A 14274-nucleotide genomic window follows, 5' to 3' on the forward strand; every position below is an offset into this window, starting at 1 on the left:
CAAATCCTTACGCATTACATTTGTAATACAGGTAATTTTGTAACTTAAACTTGTTAGCTGATTCTCTTCCACTTTTGATTCCTAATATTTTAGAAAAAAATGCCCTACGAAGAGTTAGAAATTAATACGCCAGCACCTGTTTTATCTTGGGCAAATCACCCTTTGGGTACAGAAGAAACCAAGATGGCTAAGAATGTGGCATCGCTACCTTTTGTATTTAAACACGTAGCATTAATGCCTGATGTTCACTTAGGAAAAGGTGCTTTAGTTGGTTCTGTAATTGCTACGAAAGAAGCCATTATTCCTGCTGCTGTGGGCGTAGATGTTGGCTGTGGTATGTGTGCAATCAAAACACCATTTACAGGTGATAAATTAGAAGGAAAACTCAAAAAAATTCGACTCGATATTGAAGCGGCCATTCCCACAGGTTTTAATGAAAATAAAGAGATAGAAAAAACTGTCACTAATTGGCAGCATTGGCGAGAGTTTCAAGACTTGCACCGTGGTGTGCAAGATTTACAAACTAAAGCAATGAAACAAATTGGTTCTCTAGGCGGGGGTAAAAGATTGCCCCTTACTGTAGTAATACAGTAATCAAAACTCGTCCAAATCGGTGGAAGCTGAGATTGCGAATACCGAGGGAAGCGGTAAAACGCCCCGTAGAGAGCAGAGGGACTTGGGCATCCTAGAATAAATTAGGATGAAGGTGTGCTCCGAACTATACCGAAGAGGAAGGTATAGAATCAAGCAGAAATGACTTGATCGATTGCGACTTTCATGTGTGATATTGTGATTCTATGGAATCTCACAATAACGGTCAATAAGAGTGCTTAGTAGAAGTCGAAATAGTATCGAACTCAGACTATGGAGACTTAACAAATTAAGCAAGCAATCAGTAACAAATTGAATCACTTCATTGAAGTTTGCCTAGATACAGAGAACCAAGTTTGGCTGATGTTACATTCCGGTTCGCGGAACATTGGCAATAATCTTGCCCAGTGTCATATCAATACAGCGAAAGAATTAGCAAAGATGGCAGATAATAATTTACCTGACCCTGATTTGGCTTATTTTGTAGCTGGTACACCAGAATTCCAAGCCTACTGGAATGATTTACAATGGGCGCAAGAATATGCACGTTTCAACCGTGATGTGATGATGGCACGTTTCCAACGCATCATTGAGAAACATCTAGCAGGAGGAAAGCCAACTAAACCTTTATTACAGGTAAATTGTCATCATAATTACGCTGAAAAAGAAGTACATTTTGGCGAAGATGTGTATGTTACTCGTAAAGGTGCGGTGCGTGCTGATAAAGAAGACTATGGAATTATTCCTGGTTCAATGGGAGCAAAATCTTTCATTGTCAAAGGTAAAGGAAATGCACATAGTTTCTGTTCTTGTTCTCATGGTGCGGGTCGTTTATTGTCGAGAAATAAAGCTAAAAATGTCTACACCCTCGATGATTTAATTGAGCAAACTAAGGGTGTAGAGTGCCGCAAAGATAAGGATGTTTTAGATGAAATTCCTGGTGCTTATAAGCCGATAGATGAAGTCATGAAAAATCAATCCGATTTGGTAGAAGTTGTAGCCACACTCAAGCAAGTTGTTTGTGTGAAAGGTTGATTTTCATGTTTGTAGTGAGGGCTAAAGCCCTCATTAATTTAAGAAGAAAAAAACTAAGGTACTGCAATCGGAATTAAAGCATTTTCCGGTAAATATTTTTTGTAGCATCCTTCATCAGCGAGGACTAAAACCAAGCGCAAAGGATAATCGGGAGGAACTTGTAAATCTGCCCAAGGTACTGCTAATTCTAAACAAGATTCTATAGCAACTTGAGCGCGACTGCTGCGGGGATGCCATTGATAATTTTCTCCAGCTTCCCTAAATTGTACTGATTGGGTGAGTAAGTTAATTTCTAAGTGATGATGATACAGGTAATTGAGGGGGCTGTATCTGGTACTTCTGCTAAAGGAATGGGGCTATTGTGCATTGTTCTATCTGGATAGAACCACAATAAATTCAACTCTGTGGGTATGTCCTTCCCTGGTGCAGAACCATTTTTAAAATCTAAGCGCAGGTAAAAATTCAGGTGATCAACTCCATACCAAAGACGCTGAATAGCACTGCTAACGTGCATTGTGCCTCTTGCGCCACCGATTTCTATGCGTCCGGCTTTGTTCCAGTCTTGCTCATCACCTCTACCATCAATTATGGGATGAATAAAACTTTGGGGTGAGTGGTCAACTTGTGCGGCGTGGACTTCCACTGGTTGTCTGAGATAGGGCGGTATTGGTTCATTTAAGGCTTTGTAGATACCGCATAGATGTTCGCGAAATAGTTGGTCGAAGATGGCATCTTGATTGGAGGAATGTCCTTCGCCGAACCACCAAAACCAGTCAGAACCTTCAGATGCGTATAACGCTTCCCACGCTTCAGGGTTATTTTCTTCTGTGGCTTCGGGGTGACTGGCTAGCATTTCTCTAGCTTGGGTGAGGTAGTCCCAAGCGCGGTTTTTGGCGGGGTCGCCAATCCAAGTGGTAAAGCTACCATCTACCCAAGAACCACTATGCAGTTGTTCTCCTGGGATGGTGGCTGTGGGGGGAATTTTTCAATGAATTCGGAGACGGTAACGAGTTTGATGTGGGGTTCGTTGCTTAAACTCTGATATAAAGCTTCTAGAAAGGGTTTACCGTCTTGGGGGTAATATTCCCAACAGTTTTCACCATCTAAGGCAATGGTAACTAACCAAGGCTGTTCGCTGGGACGTTCTCTTTGCATTTTAGCGATCGCCTGCAAATGTCCCACCAAGTCAGCAGCCGCTTGTTTAGCTGGCATTGCACTATAGGTAAAGCCAATTAAATCTGATAATCTATGATCACGGAAAACTATGGCTAAATCTCCTGCTGGAGTTGTCAGGCGGTAAGGCTTGTACATCAATTCTGGTTCTTTGACATTACCCGCCCCATCTCGATGAAAAAAGTGTCTCAGTGTCCAGCCGAGAACAGCTTCATCTGAGCAAATCCAATTAAATCCTTGTTTAATAATATACGGCAAAATTTCGGGGCTGACTGATTGTTCGGAAGGCCATAAACCTCTAGGTTCTTGCCCAAACCTATCTGTGTATAGCTCCCAAGCTTTACGTAAATGGCGGGGAATATCTTCACTCCACTGAAAGCGGTACTCTGGCAAAGTCATATTTGACACTGCAACTCTTCCAGAGTTGGTATCAGCCAGTAGGGGCAGAATGGGGTGTGTGTAGGGTGTGGTGGTGACTTCCAATTGCCCGGCGGCTTGCATCTTGCGGTGTTGAGGGATGATGCGGCTGAGGATGTCGCGCTGTTTAGAGTAAATGCGCTGGCGATCGCTTAACGTAAAATTACGTCCTTGCTGTAACCAAGCTGCAATTTCTGGATCATCCCAAAATAAGGGGTCTATCCATGATAAATTATGCCATGCCAGCAAATCACCATATTCAGCCAATCCCCAATTAGCTAAACACCAAGCCTGTCCCTGTTCTTGTCTTTGATAATACAACTGGGCGTAGCGGGGATGAGGGTCAATTAATGTATGGTGATTGGCATCGAAAAAGTGTTGAACGATAAATTCTTGTTGTGCCTGAGTTAGCTGTTCTGTTGGTGTTAAGCTGGCTGTCAGGTAAGGATCAAAGGCAGTACCAGCAATATAATCTTCTAGTTGCAAGATTAACGACGGTACTAAATTCACCGTTTGATGTAATTTAGGGTACTTTTCCAGAATTAACACCAAATCCAAATAATCTTTTGTGCCATGCAGACGTACCCAAGGCAGACGGTATTTCTGACTTGAAGACTCCGAAACGCCGTCGTTGGGAGATTTGTATAACGGCTGATGTTGATGCCAAATAAAGGCTACATAAAGTGGGTGAGACATGGGAACCGATTAAGGATTTGGGACTGGGTAATAATGATAAATTATGAATGATTTCAACTGCGTATTCATAATTCGTTCAAAACACAGTCCCATTTCCCTTGAGTTTTTGCCGTTAGAGGATTTGCTCAACCTCGGCAATTTCGGGAATCATTTCCCGCAGACGACGTTCCAGACCCATTCTCAATGTCATGGTAGAACTAGGACAAGAACCGCAAGCACCTTGCAGACGCAGTTTGACAATAGGCCCGTCGAGTTCCACAAGTTCCACATTGCCACCATCAGACATTAGATAAGGACGCATTTCATCCAAAACTTTTTCAACGTTTTCAACTGTTAATTCCATCGTGTGATACCTAGATAAGTTAACAATGGTGATAAGAGATTATGTTGTAGTGCTAAAGTCTACTACAAACCTATGCTCCAAAGTGTTATCTTTTGGACTTATTAAATCGATCCTAGATCCAATTGCGCCTAGATCGTCTTTATATCCAGAGTTTAGCGAATTCTTAACTATGCTGTGTGGGGGATGGTTGTGGTCTTGGGGTGTAAATTCTGAATTTAGGTGGCTCTTGTAGCGGTATTGTGGAAGGCGATCGCTGCTGACTCTAAAAATAAGTGCTTAGTCTAGCTAAGACGAGGGGTTATCGATGAATCGATTTCTGGAGTTTTTGCAGAAGTCACCCCAACCTTACGGTCGGGGCTACTTTTGCTACACCCCTTGCACTAAATAAATAATACCAGTATTAGCGATATTATGGTTGCCAAATTGGCAAAAATTCGTTTTTGGGTAAGTGCTTAATAATATTTTCGGAGTCTACCCTACTTTCAGTAAAGTAGTATACTTTACTCTGTGATTTTTGTGCTTAGTCGCAGATTTTCACTGACAATTAACAACTATGTAGATGTACTATGTCAAATCCTGTAATTACAGTTGGTATATTTCAAAAACAACATGACCCTCAAGTTTTTGCCGCAGGTCAAGTAATTTTCTCTCAGGGCGACTCTGGAGAATATATGTATGGCATTGCGGAGGGCGAGATAGAAATACTAGTCAATGGTAAGGTTGTAGAAACCATTAGCACTGGTGATGTTTTTGGTACTGGCGTACTAGTAGGTGTCAAAGAGAGAACTTATACTGCGATCGCCAAAACAAATTGTACGTTAGTCTATTTAGACGAAAAAAGATTTCTCTTTGCTGTTCAAGAAACACCTATGTTCGCCTTGATGGTGATTAAAAATTATTCAGAGCGTTTAAGTCGTTTGCAGCATTTGGTATGAATTGAGACTGGGGACTGGATATTGGGATCGGGGCAGGGGGCAGGGGAGATTTAAGCCAATGCCCGATGCCCAATGCCCAATGCCCTATTCCCAATGCCCAATGCCCATCATTTATTTCCACACAATAAGCCGAACTTAATTAACCCACGCTCATAGCCACGACGCATTAATCCTAGTGATAATGCCCCTTGAATTGTTGTCCAGCCGGCACGCAGTAAACCGAATATGGCTTGGGGAGTGATGGCGGAATCAATCACTACATTCCAAAAAGGGGCAACAGCTTGTGACCAGTCAGCCGTGCGGATGTTATTTAATGGTAGTTGACGCGCGATCGCTTCATACTCTGGTAAGGAAATCACATAGGGTAAACAGTAGACTTGATAAATATCTTCTAAGTGTTTTTGCTCATCTGCTGATAGGGGTAATTCCTCCGTAGAACGATGACACCAAGTCACCATAATTAATGTCCCGCCTGGTTTCAGCACCCGGTAGCACTCTTGCATAAACTTAGTTTTATCGGGCATATGTTCACCACTTTCCAGTGACCACACCAAGTCAAAAGTATTGTCATCAAAGGGCATAGCTTGAGCATCTGCCACTAAAAACTGACTTTTATCACTCAAATTCGCTTCTTGAGCGCGTTCTGTAGCTCTAGCGGCTTGTACTGGACTTAATGTAATACCTGTAGCTTGAGCATTAAACTTAGCTGCTAAGTATAAAGAACTACCACCAATCCCACAGCCCACATCTAAGATGTTTTCTGCCGTTTTTACCCCTGCCCAACTCAGCAATTCTTCAATCAAATCTATTTGTGCTTGGCGGCGGTCTTTTTTAGCCTTGCCATCTACACCGTAATAGCCGTGGTGCATATGTTCACCCCAGATTTGCTCCCACAGGCCAGAAGAGGTATCGTAAAATTGCTGAATTCGCTGGTAAAGTGTTGCACTCATGAATAAATCAGTGTTAAGACAAAACAGAAATGAAAAAAAATATATCCGTAGGCTACCATGTGGGCTTTTAATTAAATAAGAAAGTTTTCATTTTTTGGGAAATTAAAGTTCATCAACCATCTCAGGAAAAGTTAACTAACTCGTTGTATCTTCTCATACGATAATCCTTGCCAAATTACTTAAAATAACAATGGTGTTTTATGTTACTTAGATACAAGATTGCACGTAGGATGTTTTGAATTATTTATGACAGTTTCTCGCACTATTTGTTTAGGATTTCTGGCTGTCATCACCATCGGGGCTATTTTATTGATGATGCCTTTTTCCACTAGCAGTGGTAGCTGGAATGATCCCATTGTGGCATTATTTACTTCAACATCCGCAGTTTGTGTTACAGGTTTATCGGTAGTTGATCCTGGTACCTATTTTTCTTTTTGGGGACAGCTATTTATTGCCTTGTTAGCACAGATTGGTGGTTTGGGTTACATGACAACCACTACCTTTTTGATTTTATTAATTGGACGCAAGTTTGATTTAAGACAAAAAATCGCCATTCAACAAGCCCTAGATAGGCCGGGAATGAGTGGTAGTACGCAAGTTATCCGCTCAATTATTGCCACAACATTGATTTTTGAAATTACAGGGGTATTCTTACTTCTAATTGCATTTGTGCCTGAGTATGGCTGGAGTCAAGGGCTGTGGTTGGCAATTTTCCATAGTATTAATGCTTGGAATAATGCAGGTTTTAGCTTGTTTAAAGATAATCTCATTGGCTATCAGTCATCTGCCATAGTTGTATTTACAATTACTGGTTTAATTATCTTTGGCGGGATTGGTTATCAGGTCATTTTAGAAACCTATATTTGGTTGCGCGATCGCTTTCTTAAAAAAAAGGCAACTTTAGTTTTTTCTCTAGACTTTAAAGTCGCAACTAGCACAACTTTAATACTTTTGGTTTTAGGGACAATTGCCTTTTTATTTATAGAAATGAGAAACCCTGAAACTCTTGGGAATAAAAGTTTTGGCGACCAATTAATGCTAGCTTGGTTTCAATCAGTTACCCCTAGAACGGCTGGATTCAATACTATAGACAACGGCAAAATGACTACTGCGGGTCTATTTATTACAATTGCCCTAATGTTTATTGGTGCTAGTCCTGGGGGAACAGGTGGTGGGATTAAAACCACAACTGTCAGAGTATTAACAAGTTGTACTAAATCAATTTTGCAAGGAAAAGAAGAAGTATTATTATATGACCGCAAAATAGCAGTTTCTCTAATTTTAAAAGCTGTAGGCGTACTGGTAGGTTCGATCGCTACAGTAATTATCTCCACGATTCTGATAGCTCTGACAGATCCAGAACTAGATTTTATTCAAATTTTGTTTGAAGTCATGTCAGCATTTGCTACCGTTGGACTTTCCACAGGCATCACCAGTAGTGTTACTCCAGCAGCTAAAATCATTTTAATTATCACCATGTATATAGGTAGAGTAGGCGTTTTACTGCTGATGTCATCTATATTAGGAGACCCTAAACCTACCAGAATTCACTATCCCGAAGAAAATTTACTTGTGGGTTAGTTAAGGGTACGGGGTAATGAGGGGTAAAAATGTTGACTAATAACTCATACAGGGATTGATAATAAGGATTACATTGTGAATCTTTCATCGTTAGGCTTTTTTCGCTCTTTACGTAGAGATAACCACCAATTCGCCGTAATTGGTTTAGGTCGTTTCGGTCGTTCTGTTTGTTCAACACTGCATAAATTAGGCTATCAAGTGTTAGCAACAGATGTTGATGAAAAACGCGTCTGTGCAGCATTGACAGAAGATATAGTTGGTCATGCTCTCCAGTTAGATTCTACCGAAGCTGCTGCTTTAAAGGAAGCGGGAATCTTTGAGTTTGACACAGTAATTGTAGCGATTGGTAACTATGTTCAAGAAAGTATTATCACCACTTTAAATGTCAAAGAAGGTGGTGTACCTCATGTAATTGCTAAGGCTTCTAGTGAAGTTCACCACAAGTTGTTAAAACGTGTCGGTGCTGATCATGTGGTGTTTCCTGAATATGAAGCTGGTTGTGCTTTAGCAAGGACACTCACTAAACCATCTATCTTAGATAGATTTGACCTTGACCCAGATAACAGTATTGTCGAAGTCATTGTACCTGATGAATTTCACGGCAAGACTATTGCTGAACTCCAACTACGTAACCGCTATGGTTTAAATTTGCTAGCTGTGAGTAATGATGGCAAATTTCAAATTAATCCTGATCCCTATAAGCGTTTGGAACGGGGTTCAGCAATGGTAGTGATTGGTTGTAATAAAGATATCAATCGCTTACCGATTTAAAATCTCAACCTAATTCGTAATTCGTAATGGACTTCTCTCCGAGACGCTAACGCGTAGCTTGCTTCCACAAAGTGGTACGTCCCGCTACGCTAACGTAATTCGTAATTAGTGGTCTGTCTCATTTAATATAGGAATCCGATTTGATTTCTGAAAAAATCTAAGTATATGTAGGGTGTGTTAGGCGTAAGCCGTAACGCACCAAAGGCCTTGGTGGTAGGTGCGTTGCGCTGTCGCTAACACACCCTACGCATCTACGTATCTGTTCAAAAATCAAATATGAGTCCTATATGATGAGTTCGTAATTGAGATTTATCGCTTAAGTTAAGAGCTAAAGCCCAACTACAAACTTTAAGATTAATGCGACAGACCAGTAGAAACGGATACTTCAAGTCTTTATCAACTTTAAACTTTGCCGTTACCACCAGCTTGATCTGGTGTAGCAGCAGGTTGATCTGGTTGAGACACAGGCTGTTCTGATGAAACTGGTGTACCGCCAGAATTATCTGATTGACTTGGTTGTTGTGAATTAGATTCTGCGGTGTTGTTGGCGGGGTTTGTTGATGGCTGAGGACTAGATGCTTGTTGTTGTTGGAGTTTTTGTTGGGCAATTTTTTGCTCCACTTGCTGCATTAGTTGTTCAGCTTTTTGTGCTTGTTCAAGATTCCCTTGTTCACGGTATTGAGTATGGGCGCGTTTTAATGCACTACTGGCTTTTTTGAGTTCGCCTTGATTGTATAAAGTTACACCTAAGTTATAATAAGCTGAGGCATTTTTGGGGTCTTGGCGCACAGCTTGGTTATAAACGGCGATCGCTTCAGCTGTTTGACCTTGGAGTGCCATTAAACTACCCAAATTACTGTAAGCTGCACTGTTTTTGGGGTCTAGTTTCAAAACTTGCTGATAAGCGGCGATCGCTTCCTCCATTTTGCCAGATTCTTGCAGAGCGATCGCCAAGTTATGATAGGTGTTAGCATCGCTACTATCAAAATTAATCGCTTGTTCGTAAGCGGCGATCGCTTCTGGTAATTGCCCTTGTTCGTAAAGCAATAAACCCAAATTATACTGTGTTGCTGCCCTGGTTGGTTCTACTACCAAAGCTTGACGATAAGCTGTAATAGCAGCTTCTTTTTGTCCTTGACGCTGCAATGTCAGCCCCAGATTATAGTAAGCTTCCCCCAAACTAGGGTTAATTCTAATCGCCTCACTGTACTCTTGTACTGCCACATCCAAGCGATTTTGAATGAGAAATATATTACCAAGATAATTTCTCGCCATCCCCAGACTTGGATCTCGCCGTAATGCTTGACGGAAAGCAAATTCCGCACCAGGCCAATCACCACGGTTATAGCGTGTTACTCCCTGTTGATAAGCAATAGCAGCTTCTAAATCTTGAGAAATGGGCGTTTGCATTTGTGCCATTACCTGAGATGCAGGTAGATTCACAACTGTCGGTGCAACTAACATCACAGCAGCAGAAGCAACACAGAGAATTCCGAGTGATGGTTTTTGCCAACGAGAAGCGCGATCGCGAGGTATGGGAGACAAACCGCAGAACCACTGCCTAACAAGATTTCGTTTATACATAATGGAATCTCTGTACGAAGGTTTAAATCCTTATAAGTCAGAGTACCCACCACTACATGAAAAATTAAAAATCACCGAAGAAAAATTTGTGAAGGTGAGGGATTGGGTATTGGGGACTGGGGACTGGGGACTGGGGACTGGGGACTGGGATTTTTACACAGCACCGACTAAACGCCGCACCTCCGCTAACAGCACTCAGCACTCAGCACTCAGCACTCATCACTCAGCACTCATCACTCAGCACTCAGCACTCATCACTCCTTTCGCTTCTGGTAAAATCAACATGGCATCGCCGAAGGAATAGAAGCGATATCGAGAGGCGATCGCTTCTTTGTATATACTTAATAATCTTTGTCTGCCAATCAGCGCACTCACTAGCATTAATAGGCTAGAACGGGGTAAGTGAAAGTTTGTAATTAAACCTTCTACGACTTGCCATTGGTAGCCAGGATAAATAAATAGGTTTGTCTTGCCACAAAAGGGTTGTAAATCAGCAGAAGCGGCGGCGGCACCTTCTAAAGCACGAACTACTGTTGTACCTACAGCAATAATACGACCACCGTTTTGTTTAGTGGTACGGATTTTCTCTACTGTATCGGCGGGAACTTCAATCCATTCTTCGTGCATTTGGTGGCTGGTGACATCTTCTACTTCCACAGGGCGAAAAGTTCCCACACCTACGTGCAGTGTAATAAAAGCTTGGTGAATATTGCGATCGCCTAACTTGGCAATTAGTTCTGGGGTAAAGTGTAATCCAGCTGTGGGAGCTGCGATCGCTCCTGGCTGTTGGGCGTAAACTGTTTGATACTGCTCATCTGCGGCTTGGGAGGCTGTAATATAAGGCGGAAGCGGAATTTCTCCAAATTTATCTAGAATCTGCACCAAAGATTGATGTTCAGGCAAATCAAACTTTAGTAATCTTCCCCCTGTATCTTTGTCAGTTTCTAAAACCGTAGCTGTGAGTTGAGAATTGGGAAGTGACGCAAGACCTAATTCACTAGGTGTAAAAAATATTTTACTGCCCTTTTTAAAGCGTTTTCCAGGCTTGACTAAAGCTAACCAACTGTTATGTTGACGTTCTTCTAAAAGTAAAATTTCTACTTCTGCACCAGTTGACTTCCGCCCATACAATCGAGCAGGAATGACTTTAGTATCATTCATGATTAACAAATCACCAGGGCGCAGGATGTCTGGTAAATCACGAAAAATGTGATGTAATGGTGCTGTTGTACTACCCGTAGTCTGAGAATTGATTACTAACAACCGAGAACTATCTCTGGGAACAGCAGGATTTTGTGCAATCAGTTCTGGAGGTAGTTCATAATCATACCCAGCTAATGAAGAATCTAAGTTTGGCTCTTGATTTGTATCGTTTGTTCCTTGATTAGACATTTGATTGTGATTAACTAGTCATTAGTCATTAGTCATTAGTCATCAGTCATTAGGGAACAGGGAAAAGGGAACAAAATCTTTAATTTCAGATATTGGTATTGATTACTCCCCAGTACCCAGTCCCCAGTACCCAATCCCCAATCCCCAGTCCCCAATCCCCAATCCCTTGCCTAGACTACAAGAATTAGTGACAGATACACAACAAAATCAAAATTGGGTAAAACTCCCCATGCCAAAACGGGGGCATTTACCCTACCGGAAAGTGGGGGAATTAAAGAAGATAGAGATGTAGGATTGGCTTTGATCCAAAAGCACCATGATGGAATACTTGTATTATCTGGCAAATGCCAGCCTAACTCTCAGAGTTGTTCAACACCTGCACGCTAGACCTAGAATCCCCGTTGCTTTCGTCACCGTAATTCATCAAATAGATGGTTGGGTGGTTAGGATCAAACTAAAAGAGCAAATTTCGCCGCAAGACGATGGTGATATTCGGGCTTTCCTCAATGAATTGGGAATTACCTATGAACCACCAATGCGCGTGCAAATGGCACTTTGGAGTTTAGAAGCTGGGCAATGTCCTGTAGATGTGATGCGTCGCTATCAGGTAGCGATAGTTTCTCATGGCAGTCCTGAAAAAGAGGAAATTGAAGCTTTTCGACAACAGTTTGTTCGAGGATTGGGTTACTGTCCAGAAACTCTGGCTTAACACCCTATGTATCTAAAGACGTTACGTAATTTTTGGTAATTGGTCTTTGGTTGAGCGCGAATTTTCATTCATGACCAATTACCGAACATAGCGATTTTAGATTTTGGATTTGGGATTACTAACCTTTATTTAAGGATGATTCCCAAAGCCTATAGTAAAACTACTTAATCTTTAAGCTTCATCAATTACATCGAAAGCACCTGCAATATATTCTTGTAACTGGAATTGATAGCCTGCAACTGATGAGATCGCTAAGGCTGTTTGAGTTGCAGAGAAATTAAGATTTTTTTGTGATATTGGCTGACAACTGACAATCGCTACATCAAATCGACAAGAATAATTTGCTTTTTCAGGATATTTAGCTAAAAATAACCCCGCAGTGCGAGTTATTTTCGCTTGTTTTTTAGAATTTATGGCACTTTTGCCCCAGTTATCCCAATTACCACCGCTACGAGTTTTTACTTCTATAAAAGCTAGTGTCGATGTTAGCTCATTCTCTGTGGTATCAGGATATTGAGCGATGATGTCAATTTCTCCCCAACGACAAGAGAAGCGACGTTGTAAAATTAACCAGCCTGTAGATTGTAACCATTGAGTTACAAGTTCTTCTCCTATGTCGCCGATATCGGGATAATGTGATGAAGGAGGATTCACCATTGGCTAAGATATAGTTATGAATTCTAAGTTAAATGATGGGCTACGCCCCAGTGTAGCCGATCGCATATTAGCTTCTATACCCAATTTATGCCGTACTTACAACGGATTAGGGTGTCAAAAATATCGGCGCATTTTGGCTAGTATACTCAGTTTATTGCTGTGGGGAGTAGTGGGAATGACGACAATTGTCGGTTTTTCCCTTCCAGCTTCCGCATTGGAGTACAACAAAGAAATTTTAATTGAGGCTGATTTTTCCGGGCGTGATTTAACAGACTCTAGTTTTACCAAAGCAAATCTGCGTCAGAGTAACTTTAGTAACTCTAATTTAGAGGGTGTGAGTTTCTTTGCAGCCAATTTAGAATCGGCAAATATGGAAGGTGCAAACTTAACAAATGCCACCCTAGATTCAGCTCGTCTGATTAAAACTAACTTGACAAATGCAATTTTAGAAGGAGCATTTGCTGCTAACGCCAAATTTGATGGCGCAATTATTGACGGTGCAGATTTTACTGATGTGCTGTTGCGTCCAGATGAGGTCAAAAAATTGTGTAAGGTAGCTAAAGGGACTAACCCGACTACTGGGCGTGATACAAGAGATACTTTGTATTGTCCTTAAGTAAATTAGGGAACAGGTTTGAAAGTCGGCCGTTATCCTGAAATTTGATATTGAACAATAAATAACCCCAGTTTTCTCAATAAAACTGGGGTTACTTACTAGAAAACGAAGTGTTTAAAAAATTAACAGATGCTCAAACTCCTTTTACTGTTTGAAACCCCTATTCCCCATTCAGGTTCATAACGATTTATCTTTCGGTAAGTCCACGATAAATTGACTAGTTCCGTTAGTTGGTGGGGTTTGAGTCACCACTGGTTGTGGGTATGTGGGTGTAACTTCACCATTTTTGTTGGTTTGATTCCATAGAATCATTGACAGCAAACCATCAACTAAACCGTTGGTGCTGCCGTTGCTACCACCAACTAAGATATCAGGGATTAAACGGACATTGCGATCGCCAATAATCTGCATCAGTTGCATAGCTGTATAACCTTGTGTCCCCAAGGCTTCCACACCAGTACGGTAGGTTTCGGCTTTAGCGTTACCTGTGGCGCGAATCCCTTCAGCTTCCGCCATCGCCCGGAGTTTTGTAGACTCTGCTTCCCCAGTCGCTTGTTTAATATGCGCTTGAGCTTTGAGTTCTGCGATGTGAACGCTTTGCTCAGATTTCACCATTTCCTGTTGAATATCAGCTAAGGCTGTTTCCCGCACCAGTTGTTGGCGTTGGGTTTGCGCCATTTGCTGTACTTCGTAAGTCTTGCGTTCTTCTTCCGCAATCTTTCTGTCTGTTTGAGTCTGCATTAAGGATGCGGGTGGCTGAATATCTCCAATTAGGGTATCAATTGCCTGTACGTCATAAGCCCGTAAAGCGGCTTTAATATATT

11 protein-coding genes and 4 pseudogenes are annotated in these 14274 nt (G+C 41.5%); 8 read left to right on the plus strand and 7 right to left on the minus strand.

Translation table 11 applies throughout. From position 1 onward, the window contains the following. Positions 1 to 99: 99 nt before the first annotated feature. Positions 100 to 561, plus strand: a pseudogene (locus CV014_RS21310) (RtcB family protein); the annotation flags it as partial. Positions 562 to 906: 345 nt separating this feature from the next. Beyond that, a pseudogene (locus CV014_RS21315) lies at positions 907 to 1626 on the plus strand (RtcB family protein); the annotation flags it as partial. A gap of 53 nt (positions 1627 to 1679) precedes the next feature. Here CV014_RS21315 and CV014_RS21320 read toward each other — a convergent pair. Then, positions 1680 to 3912 (minus strand): annotated as a pseudogene (locus tag CV014_RS21320) (glycoside hydrolase). Positions 3913 to 4024: 112 nt separating this feature from the next. Continuing rightward, positions 4025 to 4255, minus strand: coding sequence for a NifU family protein (locus tag CV014_RS21325; protein ID WP_103135570.1), 231 nt, complete (start codon positions 4253 to 4255; stop codon positions 4025 to 4027). Positions 4256 to 4821: 566 nt separating this feature from the next. On the opposite strand from CV014_RS21325, the gene CV014_RS21330 reads away from it, so the two are divergent. Then, positions 4822 to 5190 (plus strand): cyclic nucleotide-binding domain-containing protein, encoded by a 369-nt coding sequence (locus tag CV014_RS21330; protein ID WP_236143863.1) that lies wholly within the window; start codon positions 4822 to 4824, stop codon positions 5188 to 5190. Between the two features lie 107 nt (positions 5191 to 5297). Here the strand turns inward: CV014_RS21330 and CV014_RS21335 are convergent, their stop codons facing one another. Continuing rightward, complete coding sequence (locus CV014_RS21335) at positions 5298 to 6140, minus strand: methyltransferase domain-containing protein (RefSeq protein WP_236143864.1); 843 nt, start codon at positions 6138 to 6140, stop codon at positions 5298 to 5300. 246 nt (positions 6141 to 6386) lie between these two features. Here CV014_RS21335 and CV014_RS21340 point away from each other — a divergent pair, with 246 nt between their 5' ends. Together CV014_RS21340 and CV014_RS21345 are read left to right on the plus strand one after the other, a co-directional pair. After that, positions 6387 to 7721: a TrkH family potassium uptake protein gene (locus CV014_RS21340; RefSeq protein ID WP_236143865.1), complete on the plus strand. Its 1335-nt coding sequence runs from the start codon at positions 6387 to 6389 to the stop codon at positions 7719 to 7721. Positions 7722 to 7796: 75 nt separating this feature from the next. Continuing rightward, positions 7797 to 8492 carry a potassium channel family protein gene (locus CV014_RS21345; RefSeq protein WP_236143866.1) on the plus strand — a complete coding sequence of 232 codons (696 nt, stop codon included), beginning with the start codon at positions 7797 to 7799 and terminating at the stop codon, positions 8490 to 8492. Positions 8493 to 8894: 402 nt separating this feature from the next. On the opposite strand, the gene CV014_RS21350 is transcribed toward CV014_RS21345, so the two are convergent. Continuing rightward, positions 8895 to 10076 (minus strand): tetratricopeptide repeat protein, encoded by a 1182-nt coding sequence (locus CV014_RS21350; RefSeq protein WP_236143867.1) that lies wholly within the window; start codon positions 10074 to 10076, stop codon positions 8895 to 8897. A gap of 1 nt (position 10077) precedes the next feature. On the opposite strand from CV014_RS21350, the gene CV014_RS21355 reads away from it, so the two are divergent. Then, the gene (locus CV014_RS21355) at positions 10078 to 10380 is read left to right on the plus strand and encodes a hypothetical protein (protein ID WP_236143868.1); all 303 of its coding nucleotides are present in this window, start codon (positions 10078 to 10080) and stop codon (positions 10378 to 10380) included. Here CV014_RS21355 and queA read toward each other — a convergent pair. Beyond that, entirely contained in the window at positions 10314 to 11468 is a 1155-nt protein-coding gene (gene queA, locus CV014_RS21360; RefSeq protein WP_236143869.1) for a tRNA preQ1(34) S-adenosylmethionine ribosyltransferase-isomerase QueA, read from the minus strand. The genes CV014_RS21355 and queA overlap by 67 nt on opposite strands. Positions 11469 to 11787: 319 nt before the next feature. Between queA and CV014_RS21365 the strand changes: the two genes are divergently transcribed. Then, entirely contained in the window at positions 11788 to 12177 is a 390-nt protein-coding gene (locus tag CV014_RS21365; RefSeq protein WP_236143872.1) for a hypothetical protein, read from the plus strand. A 171-nt stretch (positions 12178 to 12348) separates the two neighbouring features. On the opposite strand, the gene CV014_RS21370 is transcribed toward CV014_RS21365, so the two are convergent. Continuing rightward, positions 12349 to 12834, minus strand: coding sequence for a YraN family protein (locus CV014_RS21370; protein WP_236143870.1), 486 nt, complete (start codon positions 12832 to 12834; stop codon positions 12349 to 12351). A gap of 16 nt (positions 12835 to 12850) precedes the next feature. Here CV014_RS21370 and CV014_RS21375 point away from each other — a divergent pair, with 16 nt between their 5' ends. Further along, positions 12851 to 13450 (plus strand): pentapeptide repeat-containing protein, encoded by a 600-nt coding sequence (locus tag CV014_RS21375; RefSeq protein ID WP_236143871.1) that lies wholly within the window; start codon positions 12851 to 12853, stop codon positions 13448 to 13450. Between the two features lie 177 nt (positions 13451 to 13627). On the opposite strand, the pseudogene CV014_RS21380 reads toward CV014_RS21375, so the two are convergent. After that, positions 13628 to 14274: pseudogene (locus tag CV014_RS21380) on the minus strand (flotillin family protein); the annotation flags it as partial.

The sequence above is a fragment of the Nostoc sp. CMAA1605 genome, from assembly GCF_021596505.1.
Lineage (GTDB): Bacteria > Cyanobacteriota > Cyanobacteriia > Cyanobacteriales > Nostocaceae > Trichormus.